Origin of the sequence: Streptomyces sp. AA4, assembly GCF_000158875.1 — a bacterium.
Lineage (GTDB): Bacteria > Actinomycetota > Actinomycetes > Mycobacteriales > Pseudonocardiaceae > Amycolatopsis.
Genome location: NZ_GG657746.1, coordinates 6,398,305 through 6,414,967, shown reverse-complemented (window position 1 = coordinate 6,414,967; position 16,663 = coordinate 6,398,305). Strand labels below are relative to the sequence as shown.

Here is a 16,663-nt window from a genome sequence, read left to right as displayed (position 1 = left end):
GATCGGGCTAGCGCCGCGGGATCCGCAGCCAGTCGGTACCGGCGATCTGCCACCGGTTCGTGCCCGTCGCGAGCTTGACCGGCCAGCCCGCGGTGTTGTCGTGGTGCGTCTGCCCGGGTCCGAACACGTACGGCGTGCCGACCATCGGATCGGAGATCGGTTTCATCTCGCGCAGCGCCTTCGTCACCGATTCCCGCGTGATCTCGCCCTGCATGCCGTTCAGCACCTGCAGGAAGTACTTCGCCGCGAGGTAGCCGCCCTGGCTGAACGACGTCAGCGGAATGTTGTTGCGCGTCATGAGATCCCGCCACTCCTTGGTGCGCGGGCTGGACGGGTCGGTGAACGGGTAGAACTCAGCGGGGACGTAAACTCCCTGGCCCGCTTCGGAAACCGCCTTCGCGTACTGTTCACTGTAGACACTCGTCAGCAGCAGCCAGGTCACATCTTTCCAACCCTGTGCCTGCGCGGCTTTCAGCTGGCCGATCGAGTCGGGCTCGACCGGGTTGACCGTCACCGCTTTGCACCCGGCGGCGCGGGCCTTGACGATGTACGGCGTGTAGTCGGAACCATTGTACGGCACGGTCGCGTCGACGTACTTGAGCTTTTTTCCGGTGATTTTCGACCATTCGTCGATCGCCGCGCGGTAGTACGGCAGCGTGTTCCCGGCGATTTCCAGCAGTGCGCACATGTCTTCCAGGTGCAGCACTTCGGAGCCGTACAGCAGGGTCAGCGTCATGTCGTGGAACGGCCCGACGTTCGCCGGCCCGATGTTCGGGCTGGTGAAGCACGACGGGTCGACGCCGATGCCGGAAATGGACAGGACTTTTTCCTGCTGGTAGTACTTGGCGTTGATCTGGCATTCGATGAGGCTGGACGACCCGACCAGCGCGACCGCTTGATCGCCGCCGACGATTTCGCGGGCGGCGGCCGCCGCGGCGGCGGGGTCGCCCTTGTCGTCGATGGCGTGGTATTCGATCTTGCGCCCGTGCACGCCGCCCGCCGCGTTCGCCGCGTCGAAGACGGCCTTGGCGGCCTGGGAGGATTCCGGGAAGGTGGCGGGTCCGCTCAGCGCGTTGACCGAGCCGACCACGATCGGTCCGTTCGGATCGGCGGTGCCCGCGCAGCCCGCCGCGACCAGCGTGACGAGCACGGCCGCGGCGAGCGCGGGCAGGAACTTTCTCATCATGGCTCGGCTTTCCGGTCCACAGTGACCAGAGGGGGAGGGGAGAGAGAACGGGGGCGGTGCCGGGGGAAGGACCGGCACCGCCGTTTCGCGGGAGATTCAGTCGGTCGCCGCGGCGACCGGGGCGGAATCGACGATCTGCTCGAAGCTCGCGACCTTGTCGCCGTCGAACTTCCACACGTGCGCCACGCGCGCGGTGAACGCCTTGCCGGACTTGCGGTTCGTGCCGGTGTAGGTGCCGAGACCGACGATCGAGTCGCCGGCGTCCAGCAGCGCGGACAGGGTGAACTGGTACCCGTCCCAGTCGCGCGCGATCGCCTCGAAGACGTTGCGCCGCACCTCGTCCGGGCCGGTGTAGGTGCCCGCGTAAGGGAATCCGGCGGCCTCGGTCCAGGTGGTCTCGGGGCCGATCGGGGCGAGCATGCCGTCGAGGTCGCCGCGGTCGCTCGCCTCGTAGTGCGCGGTGATCACGTCCATATTGGACACGGGAAACTCCTTAGACAGGCTGGACGTCGGGGTAGCTGATCGAGCCGAGCGGGTAGATGTGCCCGCCAGCGCGGGAATGCTCGGACCGGCCGTCGCCGGTGATGCCGAGGAAAACGCCGGTGGTGCGCAGGTCGTAGCCGAGGTCGTGCAGCCACACGCTGGCCACCGCGATCCGGAACTCCCGGAAGCAGAACAGGTACAGGCCGTCGGCGAACTTCCAGACGGTGGACATATCAACGTCGCCGTGTCCGCGCTGCACGCCCTCGACGCACTGCCAGCAGTAGCGTTCCGAGGAGAGGTAAACGTGCTCGTACAGGTGGTTCGGGCTGTAGCGGTAGACGTTGCGCTTGCCGATGAGGTCCCGCGACGGACCGGGCACGTCGCCGGTCGGCTCGCCGCCGTCGGTCGTGCCGGCGTGGAAGGTCTGCGAAACCCGCGGCGTGCCTTCGACGTCCTCGTCGCCGATCACCGACCGCACGGTAAGCGCGCGGTGCGTGGTGGTCGAGTAGACGATCGTGAGGGCCTCGCCTTCGACGCTCGTCAGCGGCAGGTTCACGAAGAAGACGTCGGGGCGCACGGCGACCGCGTCGTAGGGGTCTTCGACGCCGTTCAGAGCAAGCCGTTCGCCGTCGAGGAACCGCAGTTCGAGCTTCGCGCCGTCATCCTGCGTGACGGTGAGCTCCCGCCCGGTGAGGTCGGCGTTGGGCAGCCGGTAGGTGTCGATCCCGGCGGCGAACTCGTCGTAGGTGCGCCATTCGTCAGGGGAAGGGTCGGACATGCCCATCATGCTCGCCGCGCCCCGGCCCGGGAGCGAACGTTCATGCGCTGGCGGGCAACTGCCGGACGCTCGCGGTCAATACCAGCGGCTTCGGGGCGGAAACGGCAAACGGCACCCCTGATGGACAGGGGCGCCGTCGGTCGTTGCGAGGGGTCAGCCGCGGGCGCGCAATTCGCTGGGCGACTGCGCGAAGGCGGCTCGGAAGACGCGCGAGAAATGGGCCGCGTCGACAAATCCCCACCGCGCCGCGATCGCCGCGACCGGACGCGCGGCGAGCAACGGATCCCGCAGATCCCGGCGGCAATGCTCCAGCCGACGCTGCCGGATCCACCCCGCCACCGTCGTCCCCTGCTCCTGGAACAACCCGTGCAGATGCCGCGTCGAAATGTAATGCTCCGCCGCGATCTGCGCCGGACCGAGATCGGACCGCGACAGATTCGCGTCGATGTAACTGCGGATCCGCCGCATGAGGTCGTGGTGCGGGTCGGCGGCCGTGCGGTCCAGGTCGAGTTCGGTGGCCAGCATCGTGGTCAGCAGGTCGACCGCGTTGTGCGCCAGCCGCACGCCCACCGGGCTCGTCAGCACGTCCAGATTCCCGCCCAGCTGCGCCAGGAACGGCACCACGACGTTGCCGACCCCCTCGCGGCCGGACATCCGCACCGCGGTGAGCTGACCGACCAGGTCGCGTGGCAGGTCAACCTGCTGCTGCGGGAACATCAGCACCAGCGTCCGGAAATTCTCCTCGAAGACGAGCGAATACGGCCGGTTCGTGTCGTACAGCGCGACGTCGCCGGGCCGCAGCACCGCTTCGCGGCCGTCCTGGGTGAGGATTCCGGTGCCGGCCAGCATGACGCTCAGCTTGTAGCACGGCCGGTCGGCGCGGGCGATGAGTTCCGGCGTGCGCTCGACCGCGTGCGGCGACGCGGTGATCTCGGTGAGCGCGATCTCGCCCGCCTCGTGCGTGCGGAGCCTGCCGTGGAAGCGGTCGCGGTGGTCGGTGCTCACCTGCAGCGGCACGAACGAGCGCAGGACAGCGGACCGGAACTCCGTGAAGTCCTGCGCGACCGTGGTGGGCGTCTGCAAGATTGCCGTCATCATGTCACCTCTCCGTCGAAGTGCCGGTACCGCTGCTGGCGGTCCGTGAAGGGCTCCTTCCGGGAATCAGATTCCCTCAAGGAGCCCTTCACGGACGGAACGCACCTTAGACCTGTTCGCCCAGTTTGAAACCCTGCTCGGCGCCCTCGGCACGGGTGTAGGAGAACCCGTCCGCGCCGATGGTCACGTCCATTTCCTTCGCTTCCGTGCGTTCGACGACCGGCTGGAGCTTGCCGTCGAGGTCGAGCACCCGCGAGGCCTCGGTGTACCAGCTCGGCACCACCGGATTGCCCCACCAGTCGCGGCGCTGGTTGTCGTGCACGTCCCAGCTGATCACCGGGTTGTCCGGGTCGCCGGTGTAATAGTCGTGGGTGTAGATCTCGATCCGGTGCCCGTCCGGGTCACGCACGTACAAATAGAACGCGTTCGACACGCCGTGCCTGCCCGGGCCGCGCTCGATCTGGTCCGATTTCCGCACCGCGCCGAGGTGGTCGCAGATGTGCAGGATCTGGTGCCGCTCGTGGGTCGCGAACGCGATGTGGTGCAGGCGAGGGCCCGCGCCGCCGGTGAGCGCGACGTCGTGCACGGTCGGTTTGCGGAACATCCACGCCGCGTACACGGTGCCCTCGTCGTCCACGATGTCCTCCGACACCCGGAAGCCGAGGCCCTCGTAGTACTTCCGCGCCGCCGGGACGTCCGGCGTGTTCACGTTGAAGTGGTCGAGCCGCGAAAGCGCGCCCGCCCCGTGCACGTCGTAGCGCTGGGTGAAGCGCTCGACGTGTTCGGCCTCGTAGAAGAACTCGATCGGGAAGCCGAGCGGGTCCAGCACGCGCACCGCTTCGCCGATGCCGCGCGTGGTGCCCGCCGGGACGCGGCGCACCTCGACGCCGAGTTCGCGGTAGTACGCCTCAGCGACGTCGAGTTCGCCCTCGCCGCGCACGCGGTAGGCGAGCACGGCCAGCGCCGGTTCCGCGCCCTTGCGCAGGATCAGCGAATGGTGCAGGTATTCCTCGAACGCGCGCAGGTAGATCGCTTCGTCGTCCTCATAGGTCACGACGAGACCGAGAACGTCCACATAGAACTCTCGCGACGCCTTCAGGTCGCTGACGATCAATTCCGCGTACGCGCAGCGGATGACGTCCGGCGGGGTCGTGGTCATGCCTTGTCCTTCCCGGCCCCGAAGCGCGCCGTGTGCACGTCGCCGAGCGTGATGTGCACGGCCTGCTGTTCGGTGTAGAAGTCGATCGAGCGGTAGCCGCCTTCGTGGCCGAGGCCGGACGCCTTGACCCCGCCGAACGGCGTGCGCAGGTCGCGCACGTTGTGCGAGTTCAGCCAGACCATGCCGGCGTCGATGCTCTGCGCGAAGGTGTGCGCGCGGGTGAGATCAGCGGTCCAGACGTAGGCGGCCAGGCCGTACTTGACGTTGTTCGCCAGCTCGAGAGCTTCCTCGTCGGTGTCGTACGGCGTGATCGCCACGACCGGGCCGAAGATCTCCTCCTGGAAGATCCGCGCGTCCGGCTTCACATCGGCGAAGACCGTGGGGGCCACGTAGTTCCCGGTGTCCAAGCCCTCCGGACGGCCGCCGCCGGCGAGCAGTTTTCCTTCCGTCTTCCCGATTTCGATGTAGCTCATCACCTTGTCGAAGTGCTCCGGGTGCACCAGCGCGCCGACCTCGGTGGCCGGGTCGTGCGGGTCGCCGACCACGATGTTGCGGGCGCGTTCGGCGTACCGGGAGCAGAACTCGTCGTAAATCGGGCGCTCGACGAGGATCCGGCTGCCTGCCGTGCAGCGTTCGCCGTTGAGCGAGAAGACGCCGAACAGCGTGGAGTCGAGTGCGGCTTCGAAGTCCGCGTCGGCGAACACGACGGCGGGGGACTTGCCGCCCAGTTCCATCGACATGCCCTTGAGGCCGGGCGCGCAGTTGCGGAAGATCGTTTCGCCGGTGGTGGTTTCGCCGGTGAACGAGATCAGCCGGACGTCGGGGTGCTTGACCAGCGCGTCGCCCGCTTCCTCGCCGAGGCCGTGGACGAGGTTGAACACCCCGTCCGGCACGCCGGCCTCGCGGAAGATGTCCGCCCACAGGCTCGCCGACAGCGGCGTGAACTCGGCGGGCTTGAGCACCACGGTGCAGCCGGACGCCAGCGCCGGCGCGAGCTTCCAGCTCTCCAGCATGAACGGCGTGTTCCACGGCGTGATCAGCCCGGCGACGCCGACCGGCTTGCGGTTGACGTAGTTGACCTGCTTGCCGGGCACCTTGTAGGTGTCGTCGGCCTGCGCGACGATCAGGTCGGCGAAGAACCGGAAGTTCTCCGCGGCGCGCTGCGCCTGGCCGAGCGCCTGCTTGATCGGCAGGCCGGTGTCGAAGGTTTCCAGCTCGGCCAGCTGCTTGTCGCGGCTCTCGACGAGATCGGCGATCTTGTTGAGGATCCGGGCGCGCTGGCGCGGCAACATTTTCGGCCACGGGCCGTGGTCGAACGCCTCTTTCGCCGCGGCGACGGCGAGGTCGATGTCCTCGGCCTTGCCCGCCGCTGCCGTCATATACGGCTTGTTCGTGACCGGGTCGAGCACCTCGAAGGTCTCGCCCGAGACGCTGTCGGCCGGCGCGCCGCCGATGTAGTGGCGGATGTGCTCCGGCAGATTCTCCGGCACGTAGTGCGCGGTCATGGTCACTTTCCTTCCACGGTGAAGCCGTCGACGGGCGAAAGGTACTGCTCGCCCTGGCGCATCAGTTCGGTGATCCGGGCGAGGCCCGGTTCGGTCGGGGTGATCAGCGGCGGGCGCACGAAGCCGGACCGGATGAGGCCGCGCTGCTCCAGCACCCACTTGCCGGGGGCCGGGTTGGTCTCGACGAACAGCAGGTCGACCAGCGGGTGCAGGCCGTAGTGGATCTCGCGGGCGCGGTCGAAGTCGCCCTCGGTCCACGCGCGGTACATCTCGGCGCTGGCCGCCGGGGCGATGTTCGCGGTGGCGCTCACGAATCCGGCGCCACCGAGGGAAAGCAGCGGCAGGCACAGCAGTTCGATGCCCGACCAGACGAGCAATTCCTTGCCGCACAAGTGAAGTACGCGGGAGAAGTGCTCGAAGTCCTTGGTGGTCTCCTTGATCCCGACGAAGTTGTCGAAGTCGCGGAACAGCCGCGCGACCGTCTCCGGCGCGAGGTCGACCGACGTCCGGCTCGGCACGTTGTAGGCGACGATCGGCAGGTCCGGGAATTCCTTCGCGACCGTGGCATACCACTGGTAGAGCGCTTCCTGGGTGGGCCGCGCGTAGTACGGGGTGATGATCAGCGCGGCGTCGATGCCCGCGTCGCGTGCCTCGGCGGTCAGCTCCAGCGTCTCGTCGAGCTTCGCCGAACCGGTGCCGGGCATGAACGGCACCTTGTCGTCCACCGCCTTGGCGACCGTGCGGATCGTTTCCGCGCGCTCGGCCACCGTCATCGCGCCGGGCTCGCCGGTCGAGCCGCCGATCGAAACGCCGTGCGAACCGGACGCGAGCTGCCAGTTCACCAGGTTGGTCAGGCTCTCGTGGTCGACGGCGCCGTCGGCGGTGAACGGGGTCATCAGCGGCGCGATCGAGCCGGTGATGGCGTTCGGGGTGCTGCGGAACCTCATGGGGCGGGGTCCTTCCTAGGGAGCTTCGGCGGGCGGGGCGGCCCGCCGGTCGAGGTAGGCGTCGAGGGTGGCGGTGCGGTGCCGGCGCGCGGCCAGTTCGAGTTCCAGCGGGTCGGCGTTCTGCTCGATCAGCACCAGCAGCTGTTCGTGTTCCTTGACGGATTCGTGCGCGCGGCCCGGGACGAAGCTGAACGTCGAATCGCGCAGCGACGCCAGCCGGTGCCAGCCGCGGTGCACGAGGTCGAGCACGTGCGGGTTGGGGCAGGGTTCGAAGAGGACAGAGTGGAACTCTTGGTTCAGCTCGGTGAACCGGTGCGGTTCGAAGTTTTCCAGCGACAGGCGCATCTGCTCGTTGACCGCGCGCGCCCGTGCGATGTCCTCAGTGGACAGTTTCGGCGCGGACAGCGAGGTGGCGAAACCTTCTACCAGGGCAAGGGTCTGCATGGTGTGCTCGTACGCGGTCTCGTCGACCATCACGACCTGCGCGCCGACGTTCCGCTCGAACGTCACCAGCCCTTCGGCCTCGAGCAGCCGGATCGCTTCGCGCACCGGGACGACGCTGACGTCCAGTTCCTTGGCGATCTGCCCCAGCACCAGCCGATAGCCGGGACCGAAGGTCCGGTCCGCGATCCGGTCCTTGATCCAGCGGTACGCGCGCTGGGATTTGCTCTCGCCTGCTACGGGCGCCACTGGGCGTACCTGGCCTTCCAGTGGTCGTTCATCGGGTACAGGCCGTCGACGCTCTCGCCGTTCGCGACCTGTTCCGCAATAAACGTTTCCTGGCGTTCCTGCTCGATCGCCGCGTCCGCGATTTTCTCCACCATGTGCGGCGGAATCACGAGAACGCCGTCGGAATCGCCGACAATTACGTCGCCCGGCTGCACTGTCGCGCCGCCACAGGCGATGGTGATGTCGACGTCCCAGGGAACGTGGCGGCGGCCGAGCACTGCCGGATGCGGACCGGAGTGGTAGGTCGGAATGTCCAGCGCCGCCACCGCCGCGAGGTCGCGCACGCCGCCGTCGGTGACGATTCCCGCCGCTCCGCGGACCTGCGCGCGCAGGGCGAGGATGTCGCCGATCGTGCCGGTTCCCTTTTCGCCGCGGGCTTCCATGACCAGGACGTCGCCGGGATTGAGGCTGTCGATGGCGCGTTTCTGTGCGTTGAAACCGCCGCCGTGGGATTTGAACAGGTCCTCGCGGAAGGGCACGTAACGGAGCGTCCTCGCGCGGCCGATGAGTTTCGTATCCGGGCGGGTGGAGCCGAGGCCGTCGATGGAGACGTGGTTGTAGCCGTTCTTGCGCAGTTGGGCCGAAAGCGTTGCCGTGCCTACGCTGGTGAGCTTGGTCTTGAGTTCCTCGGTGAGCACGAACTCGGCCGGGAGTCCCGCGGATTCCCGGTCGCCGTAGGCTTGTTCGCGCTGGTTGTCGTCGATTTTGGGCTGAGCGCTGAACTCCGGGAGCGGTGTGGTGCCCTCAATGACCGGCGTGACGAGCCGCCCGGTGCTTTTCGCGCCGTAGCTGACCTCGACCTCGACCGTGTCGCCCGGCTTGACGACGGACGATCCGGCCGGGGTCCCGGTGAGGATGACGTCGCCGGGTTCGAGCGTGCTCAGCTGGGAGAGATCGGCGACGAGCGTGCCGAAGTCGAAGATGAGGTCCTCGGTGGTGTCGTCCTGGACGATTTCGCCGTTGACCCAGGTGCGGACGCGGAGTTTCGCGGGATCCACCTCCGCGGCGGGGATCGTCGCTGGGCCGAGGGGCGTGAAGCCGTCGCCGCCCTTGGAGCGGAGGTTGGAGCCGCCGTCAGCGTGCCGCAGATCGTATACGCCGAAGTCGTTGGCGGCGGTGATGCTCTCGACGTGGTCCCAGCCTTGGTCGGGGGTGACGCGCCGGGCTTGCTTGCCGATGATGAGCGCGATTTCGCCCTCGAAAGCAAGGAGTTCGGTGCCCGCCGGGCGTTCGATCGGAGTGCCGGAGGTGCTGATCGAGGTCGTCGGCTTGACGAAGTACGAGGGCTTCGCCGGGGTCCTCCCGCGCTGCTTCGCGCGGGACGGATAGTTCAAATGAAGCGCAATAACCTTGCCCGGCCGCTCCGGCGGGGTAGTGCTAGATGCGGGACTCATGGGGGTTGACCTGCCCGGATGTCGTCGGGAGAGGAAGATATCTCAAAAGATATACGATCCTGGCGGGTCGGGGCAAGGGGTCGGGCGACTGGCGGTTCCCGGCGGGCGGTGGCCGAGATGAGCGGGCTGGCCGACGGAAGGACGACCGGCGATGCGGTTCCGGAGGCGGGTCTGCGGGGTGAGGTGGCGGGCGTGGCTTGGCGGGTCCGCTGGCGGGCACGACCGCAGTGGTGTGGCTCCGAGAGGCGGGGCCGGGGCGGCGGTCGTGAGCGCGGCCAGGATGCGGCTCCGGAAGCGGGACTGCGGCGGCGAGGCGGGTGGCGGGCGAGGCGTGGCGGGTCCGCTCGTGAGCAGCTCTGCGGCGATGTGCCGACTTGCCCCGAGTCCCGAGTCCCGAGCCCCGAGCCCCGAGAGCAGTGATGCGGTTCGGCGAGTCTTCCCGTGCGGTGGCGACCGGCGTGTCTTGCCCGCGGCGGCGTGTCGCGGCGAGGCGGCCATGGCGGGCGGTGCGGCGGCGGCGAGGAGGATGCCGAGGGCGGGGAGGTGCGGGTGCGTGGTCCGGCGGGGTGCGTCGGTGTGGGGCCTCGTGAGTGCCCAAGCCGGTTAGAACCGGCCTAGGCACTCACGAGGCTTTCTCGGCGGGGGCGGGTCCGGAAAGCTCCGGCTCGCCCGAACGCGGCGCGTACCCAGCCAAGCGCCCGGGCGAGCCCGCCGCGCCTGCTCTAGGCTCCCCACCGCGCCAGGGGAAGCGCCGGAACCCGGTGCCCCCGGTGCCCGACCATCTCCTCGTTCGCCACCAGCGCGTTCAGCACCGCCTCCTCGACCGCCTGCACCACCGCCTCGAAGAACGGGTCAATCGCACCCCACGGGATGAACCGCATGCTTTCGTAAGGTTCGTCGTCCGGCCGGGGGAAATGGCTGGTCAACGCGCCCGCGTTCGCCGTGCTGAAGGCCAGGAACAGGTCGCCGGAGAAGTGCGATCCAGTGGTCCCGGTCCGAGCCAACCCCAGCGGCACCCGGCGGGCCAGGGCGGTGCACTGACCAGGCAACAGCGGCGCATCCGTCCCGATCACGACGATCACCGACCCCGCGCCCGCCGGAGCGAGCCAGCTTGTGTCGGCCATCGGGTTGTCGTCGGCCAGTTCGGTGCCCAGGTGCGTCCCGGCTACGGTGAGTTCCGGGCGGCTTCCGAAGTTCGCCTGCACCAGAGCCCCAACGGTGTAGCTGTCCGAGCCATGCGAAACAACCCGTGACGAAGTCCCGGTGCCGCCCTTGAAGCCGTAGCAGGTCATCCCGGTGCCGCCGCCGACCGAACCTTCGGCGATGGGCCCGGAGGTGGCCGCGTCGATGGCGGCGACGGCGTGGTCGGTCCGGATGGTCGGGGCGTTGACGTCATTGAGATACCCGTCCCACGTCTCGGCGACCACCGGCAGCAGCCATTCCGCCGCGGCGTCCGGGCGTTCGCGCACCACCCAGTCGATCGTTCCGCGATGGCACTGCCCCACCGAATGGGTGCTGGTGATCAGAACCGGCAGAGTCAAGGACCCGGTCTCCGCGAGCCAGGCTCGGCCAGTCATTTCTCCGTTGCCGTTCAAGGAAAACGTACCGGCGGAGCACGGCACGTCGAACCGCGAACGGCCGCGCGGGAGGATCGCGGTGACGCCGGTCCGCACCGACGAACCCTCGATCAAGGTGGTGTATCCGACCTCGACGCCTGGGATGTCAGTGATCGCGTTGTGCGGGCCGGGCTTGCCGCCGAGGGCGATGCCCAGGTCGCGGGCGCGGGTCATGCGGGGTCCTCCAGGGAGCATCGGGTCGAAACGCGGGCGTAGGACAGCACCGCCGCCTCGGCGACGGATCGGTCGAGCGGCGGCACCGCTTGCGTCAGGTGCAGTCCGTACCCGTCCTCGAGCGTGACGAGGTTGCGGGCGATGGTGACAGGGGCGTCGGTCAGGTCGAAAATCCCCGTCGCGGCACCGGCTTCCAGGATGCCGACGTACCCGCGGACCTGCCGTTCGTACAGCGCGATGTGCCGCGCGGAGTACGCCGGTTCGCGGCGGGCGATGGTGCCCAGTTCGTACAGCAGCACGCACAGCTCGTCGTTCTTGCCGTTCGGCAGTCCGCTGCTGATCATCGCGCGCATCCGGGCCCGCGGGTCGGACTCGGCGGCGACGGCGGCTTCGCGCGCTACGCAGAAGCGTTCGACGGCCTCCTGCTGCACGTCTTCGAGCAGGTCGCTCAGGGAAGGGTAGTAGTACAACAGGGAACCCGGCGACATGCCGGCGTGGTCCGCGACGTCGCGCAGCTTCAGGTTCAGCACGCCGCGTTCGACCACCGTGTGCCGCGCCGCCGCGACCAGTTCCGCCCGCCGCTCGGGGGCCTTGCTCGGTCTTGCCATGCCCTGATTCTTTGAACAAATCTCGAAAAACGCAACCCCCGGAACGGATCGAGACCGCCGAAGTCTTGACGCGGCGGGCGCGAGGGCCTTAGCTGAACGCCCGGCTGGTTATTTTAGTTCCATTCAAACAACGACGTGATGGAGGCCAGCGTTGTCCACCCCCGTCTTGCGCCGCGGGTTGCGCACCCTCGGCATGCTGCTGATCACGCTTTCCGCGATCAGCCCGGCGTCCTCGGTGTTCGTCATCGCGCCGGGCGTCCTCACCGGCGCCGGATCGGGCGCCTTCTACGCCTTCCTCGCCGCCGCCGTGGTCGGCGTCTTCATGGCCTTCGTGTACGCCGAACTGGGTTCTGCCTTCCCGAGCGCGGGCGGCGAGTACACGATCGCGGCCCGCACGCTCGGCAAAATGCCCGGATTCATGGTGCTGGGCATCATGATCGTGACGCAGGTGCTGATCGTCGCGGTGATCGCGCTCGGCGTCGGCACCTACCTGAGCGTGGTGCTGCCCGGCGTTTCCCCGGCGATCGTCGCGTCGGTGACCTGCGTGCTCGCCGCGATCGTCGCGGTGTTCGACATCAAACTGAACGCCTGGGTCACGGGCATTTTCCTCGCCGTGGAGCTGCTGGCGCTGGCCGTGGTCGCGGTGCTCGGGCTGGTCAAGCCTGCCCGCCCGTTCTCCGATCTGCTCGCGCATCCGGTCGCCCCGGGCGGCGGCCCGGCGACGATCAGCGCGGTGATGATCGCTACCGCCATCGCGATCTTCGCCTACAACGGCTACGGCTCGGCTGTCTACTTTGGAGAGGAAACCAAGGACGCCGGACGCGGAGTGGCGCGCGCTGTCCTCATGGGACTCGGGGTCACCGTGCTGGCCGAGCTGATCCCGGTCACCGCGGTGCTCATGGGCGCCCCGGATCTCGGCACTTTGTTCAACTCTCCCAACATGTTGTCGTACTTCGTGCAGGCCCGCGGCGGGACCACATTGGACACTGTGCTGAGCCTCGCGGTCGCGCTCGCCATCATCAACGCGGTCCTCGCGATCGTGCTGATCAGCTCCCGCCTGGTGTTCAGCAGCGGCCGCGACCGCGCGTGGCCGAAGGCGATGAACCGCGCGCTCGCCGCGGTGCACCCGAAGTTCGGCACCCCGTGGGTCGCGACGCTGGCGACCGGCTTCATCGCCGCCGCGCTGTGCTTTGTGGACCCGCAAATCCTGACCGTCGTGACCAGCACGTCGATCGTCGTCGTGTACGCGGCGCTCTGTCTCGGCGCGATCCTGGGCCGCCGCTCCGGGGCGACGGCGGGGGCGAAGTACCGGATGCCCGGTTTCCCGATCGCGCCGGTGGTGGCGTTGGTCGCGCTGGCGTTCGTGCTGTACGTGAACGCGACCGACCCGGTGATCGGACGGCCGAGCCTCATCGTCACCGCGGCGATTGCCTTGCTGGCCTTGGTCTATTACCTCGTGGTGCTGCGTCGCCGGGGCGGCTGGCAGCTGAGCGAGGCGGTGGAAGAGGAGGAGGTCGCGCCCGCGCCGGTGCGGGAGACCTCGTAAACCGGGACTGGACCGTCCACTTGAGACCGTGGGCGGTCCGGTTGTCCGGCCGCGCCCGGTCCGGGATGATGCCCGGATGCGGGTCTCCGTGCTGGACACGTCGCCGATCGTCGCGGGATCGACCGCGCGCGAGGCGCTGCAGCGCACGGTCGACCTGGCCGAACTGGCCGACGAGCTGGGATATCACCGCTACTGGTTGCCCGAACACCACAGCATGCGCGGGGTCGCGAGCGCCGCGCCTGCCGTGGCAGCCACCCGCGTCGCGGATGCCACGCGCCGGATCCGCGTCGGCGCGGGCGGTGTCCTGCTGCTCAACCATCCGCCGCTCGTCGTCGCCGAACAGTTCGGCACGCTCGCCGCGTTCCACCCGGGCCGGATCGACCTCGGGCTCGGCCGCGCGCTCGGCGGTCCGCCACGGATCGCCGAGGCGCTGAATCCCGGCCCGGCGGAAAGCTTTCCCAGCCGCCTCGAGGAATTGCTGGAGTACTTCACCGACGCCGACCGACCGCTGCGCGCAACTCCCGCACGCGGCAACGTCCCGGAGATCTGGCTGCTGGGCTCGAGCACGGCCAGCGCACACCTCGCCGCCGAACTAGGCCTGCCCTACGCGTTCGCCTACCATCTCCGTCCCGCCGAAGCCGCCGCCGCGACCCGGAGCTACCGGGAGAACTTCCGTCCCGGCCGGACCCGCGAACCGTCCATTGTGGTCAGCGTCGCGGTGGTCGCCGCCGCGACCGAAGAGCGCGCCGAATGGCTCGCCAGGTCCATTCGGGCTAAGGCGTTGAGCCGTTCGCGCGGCGAGCGGATCTTGTTGCCGCGTCCGGAAGACGCGGTCGTCGACCCGGCGATCGGGCCCGGTCCGGTCCTCGCCGGAGCGCCGGCGGCACTGCGGAATTCGTTGCGCACAGTCATCGCCGAAACCGGCGCGGACGAGCTGATGATCACCACCCCGATTCACGACCACGCGGAGCGGAAACGGTCCTATGTGCTGGTCCGGGAGATCTCGGACACTTTACCGCCGCGTACTTGATCCCGTTTTGTCCGGTTAGTTCGAGGGAAACCGGCCGCGGCGCACGGGGTTTCCCCAACGTTCAACCTGGCGCGGGTTCGCATGTCACTTGTCGTGCCTAAGTTCCTCACGGCTTCGGAAAGTGGGGACGGATGAAAACCAGCGACGCGGTGCGAGCCCGCGCGATCACCAAGTGTTTCGGAGACGTGATCGCGCTCGACGGAGTGGATCTCGACGTCGCGTACGGCGAGATCCACGGCCTGGTCGGACCGAACGGAGCGGGCAAGACCACGCTGCTCGGCCTGCTGCTCGGACTCGCGGTCGCCGACGAGGGCGAACTCGAGATCCTCGGCCGCCCGGTCGGCCGCGCGTTCGCCATCCCGGACGGCATTTCCGGCTTCGTGGACGGACCAGGCCTGTACCCGTCGCTCACCGCGCGGCAGAACCTCGCCGCGCTGGCCTCGCTGCGCGGCCAGACCGTCGACCTCGACGCCCTTCTCGCGCAGGTCGGGCTCACCGACGTCGCCGACGACCGGGCGCGCGGATTCTCCCTCGGCATGCGCCAGCGCCTCGGCCTCGCCGCCGCGCTGCTGACCAAACCGCGGCTGCTGATCCTCGACGAGCCTGCGAACGGCCTCGACCCGGCGGGCAAGAAACACGTGCACGGCGTGCTCAGCCGGCTCGCCGACGAGGGGACCGCGGTCGTGCTGTCCAGCCACCGGATGGACGACCTGGAAGCGCTCTGCTCAGAGGTGACGATCCTGTCCGCGGGCTGTGTCGTTTTCACCGGCCCGCTGGCGAAACTGTCCGCCGAGGACCGCGAACTGGCCTACCGCCTGGTGACTTCGGACCAGAAGGCGGCCCGCGAGATCGCCGAGAACGTGCCCGGGCTCCGGATCGACGACACCCAGACCCCGCGCGGGCAGGCCGACGTCCTGGTGGTGAGCGGCCTGGTGCCCGCGCTCGACGACCTGGTCGCGCGCGTCGTCGGCAAGGGCATCGGCGTACGGGAACTGGCTCCGGTGGTTTCGCCGCTGGAGGCGGCCTTCCTGGAGCTGACGGAGCAGGGGGACAAGCGATGACTGTCGTCGACGGGCAAGCGGCACCGGCCTCCGTCCGCCCGGTCGGGCTGGGCCGCGGATACCGGTTCGAGCTGGTGAAGCTGTTGTCCCAGTGGCGGATCCGCGTGCTGTTGCTCGCTTGCTGGCTCGCGCCCGCGGTCTTCGTCGCCGCGGTCAGCCAGCAAAGCGACCTGCCGGTGGACACCCTGTTCGGCCGCCTGATGAACATCACCGGCTGGGCCGGGCCGCTCGTCCTGCTCGGGTTCGCCGGCAGTTACGCGCTTCCGCTGCTGACCTCGCTGGTCGCCGGGGACGTCTTCGCCGCCGAGGACCGGCTCGGCACCTGGCGGCACCTGCTGGTGGCGATGCGGTCATACCGGCGGATTTTCGTCTCGAAGGCACTCGCCAGCGGCACCGTGATCCTGTTGCTGGTCCTCGGCTTGGCGGTGTCCAGCACGGTCGGCGGACTCGTCGCGGTCGGCGGGCAGCCGCTGGTCGGGCTCGACGGACACCTGCTGTCCTCGGGCGACGCGGCGCTGAAGGTCATTCTCGCCTGGGTCTGCGTGCTCGCCCCGACCCTTGCCCTGGCGGGGATCGGCCTGCTCGGCTCTGTCGCGTTAGGACGGTCGCCGATGGGCTTGCTGCTGCCCGCGGTGGTCGCGCTGGTGATGACGGTGGCGCAACTGCTGCCGCTGCCGGTCGTCGTGCGGCTCGCGCTGCCGACGTACGCGTTCATCTCGTGGAACGGCCTCTTCACCGACCCAGTCCAGTTCGGTCCGCTGCTGATCGGCGTCGGCGTGAGCCTGGTCTGGGCAGTGGTCGCGACCGCGCTGGCCTACATACTGTTCGTGAGACGCGACTTCACCGATCTGACCTACGACGGGGCGGGTCGTCGCGTACTGACTGCGGGCCTGCTGCCGCTGGCCGGGCTGGTCGGCGTCACGGTCGCGGTCGTCGCGGTCGCTACGCCCGCGTCGGGCTCCGGCATCGACCAGGCGAAACTGCAGCGGTCGCTGTCGGTCGAATTCGCGCACCTCTACCGCATCCAAGCCGCGCAACTGCACCGTCCGGACGTCACGGAGGAGCAGCTCGCCGCGAGCACGGAATGCACCAAGGGCGGCGGCCTCGTCGAGGCCGAAGGCCCGGGCAACGACTGGCGTTGCGTCGTCTCCTGGCATCTCCCTGGCATCTCAGCGACCGGGCAGGCGATCTACCAGCTCGATGTCACCTCGGACGGGCGGTATGTCGCCGACGGCGACGGACCGAAGGAAGTGAACGGCTACTTCCAGGTGCGGACCCCGGAAGGGGACCGGCCCAACCCGCTGTGGCAGTTCGACGGCAACGTCGAGCTGCTCGCCTCCACGAAGGGATGA

At 68.8% G+C, this 16,663-nt stretch carries 15 protein-coding genes; 4 read left to right on the top strand and 11 right to left on the bottom strand.

Annotation, left to right across the window (positions count from 1 at the left end):
• Window positions 1-7: 7 nt before the first annotated feature.
• The 11 genes from SSMG_RS29260 to SSMG_RS29210 form a co-directional block, all read right to left on the bottom strand.
• Entirely contained in the window at window positions 8-1,186 is a 1,179-nt protein-coding gene (locus SSMG_RS29260) for an ABC transporter substrate-binding protein (protein ID WP_199786018.1), read from the bottom strand.
• A 96-nt stretch (window positions 1,187-1,282) separates the two neighbouring features.
• Window positions 1,283-1,660, bottom strand: a complete 378-nt coding sequence (locus tag SSMG_RS29255) for a nuclear transport factor 2 family protein (RefSeq protein ID WP_286157073.1) — start codon at window positions 1,658-1,660, stop codon at window positions 1,283-1,285.
• Between the two features lie 19 nt (window positions 1,661-1,679).
• Window positions 1,680-2,447, bottom strand: a complete 768-nt coding sequence (locus SSMG_RS29250) for a MoaF C-terminal domain-containing protein (protein WP_037718194.1) — start codon at window positions 2,445-2,447, stop codon at window positions 1,680-1,682.
• Window positions 2,448-2,600: 153 nt separating this feature from the next.
• Complete coding sequence (locus SSMG_RS29245) at window positions 2,601-3,542, bottom strand: helix-turn-helix domain-containing protein (RefSeq protein WP_009082000.1); 942 nt, start codon at window positions 3,540-3,542, stop codon at window positions 2,601-2,603.
• Between the two features lie 106 nt (window positions 3,543-3,648).
• Window positions 3,649-4,701 (bottom strand): 3,4-dihydroxyphenylacetate 2,3-dioxygenase, encoded by a 1,053-nt coding sequence (gene hpaD / locus SSMG_RS29240; RefSeq protein WP_009081999.1) that lies wholly within the window; start codon window positions 4,699-4,701, stop codon window positions 3,649-3,651.
• Window positions 4,698-6,206 carry a 5-carboxymethyl-2-hydroxymuconate semialdehyde dehydrogenase gene (hpaE, locus tag SSMG_RS29235; RefSeq protein WP_037715208.1) on the bottom strand — a complete coding sequence of 503 codons (1,509 nt, stop codon included), beginning with the start codon at window positions 6,204-6,206 and terminating at the stop codon, window positions 4,698-4,700. The genes hpaD and hpaE overlap by 4 nt, the downstream gene beginning before the upstream one ends.
• 2 nt (window positions 6,207-6,208) lie before the next feature.
• Window positions 6,209-7,153, bottom strand: a complete 945-nt coding sequence (gene dapA / locus SSMG_RS29230) for a 4-hydroxy-tetrahydrodipicolinate synthase (RefSeq protein WP_009081995.1) — start codon at window positions 7,151-7,153, stop codon at window positions 6,209-6,211.
• Between the two features lie 15 nt (window positions 7,154-7,168).
• Entirely contained in the window at window positions 7,169-7,843 is a 675-nt protein-coding gene (locus tag SSMG_RS29225; RefSeq protein WP_037715206.1) for a GntR family transcriptional regulator, read from the bottom strand.
• Window positions 7,831-9,276, bottom strand: coding sequence for a fumarylacetoacetate hydrolase family protein (locus SSMG_RS29220; RefSeq protein WP_009081990.1), 1,446 nt, complete (start codon window positions 9,274-9,276; stop codon window positions 7,831-7,833). Before SSMG_RS29220 ends, SSMG_RS29225 begins: the two co-directional genes overlap by 13 nt.
• 722 nt (window positions 9,277-9,998) lie before the next feature.
• On the bottom strand, window positions 9,999-11,066 hold the full coding sequence (locus SSMG_RS29215) for a P1 family peptidase (RefSeq protein ID WP_037715203.1): 1,068 nt from the start codon (window positions 11,064-11,066) through the stop codon (window positions 9,999-10,001).
• Window positions 11,063-11,674, bottom strand: a complete 612-nt coding sequence (locus tag SSMG_RS29210; RefSeq protein WP_009081987.1) for a TetR/AcrR family transcriptional regulator — start codon at window positions 11,672-11,674, stop codon at window positions 11,063-11,065. The genes SSMG_RS29215 and SSMG_RS29210 overlap by 4 nt, the downstream gene beginning before the upstream one ends.
• Before the next feature lie 151 nt (window positions 11,675-11,825).
• Between SSMG_RS29210 and SSMG_RS29205 the strand changes: the two genes are divergently transcribed.
• The 4 genes from SSMG_RS29205 to SSMG_RS29190 all read left to right on the top strand — a co-directional run bounded on the left by SSMG_RS29205 (window position 11,826) and on the right by SSMG_RS29190 (window position 16,663).
• On the top strand, window positions 11,826-13,220 hold the full coding sequence (locus SSMG_RS29205; RefSeq protein ID WP_009081986.1) for an APC family permease: 1,395 nt from the start codon (window positions 11,826-11,828) through the stop codon (window positions 13,218-13,220).
• 76 nt (window positions 13,221-13,296) lie between these two features.
• Complete coding sequence (locus SSMG_RS29200) at window positions 13,297-14,250, top strand: MsnO8 family LLM class oxidoreductase (RefSeq protein ID WP_037715201.1); 954 nt, start codon at window positions 13,297-13,299, stop codon at window positions 14,248-14,250.
• Window positions 14,251-14,381: 131 nt separating this feature from the next.
• Window positions 14,382-15,311 (top strand): ABC transporter ATP-binding protein, encoded by a 930-nt coding sequence (locus SSMG_RS29195; RefSeq protein WP_009081982.1) that lies wholly within the window; start codon window positions 14,382-14,384, stop codon window positions 15,309-15,311.
• Window positions 15,308-16,663, top strand: coding sequence for an ABC transporter permease (locus tag SSMG_RS29190; protein ID WP_009081978.1), 1,356 nt, complete (start codon window positions 15,308-15,310; stop codon window positions 16,661-16,663). The genes SSMG_RS29195 and SSMG_RS29190 overlap by 4 nt, the downstream gene beginning before the upstream one ends.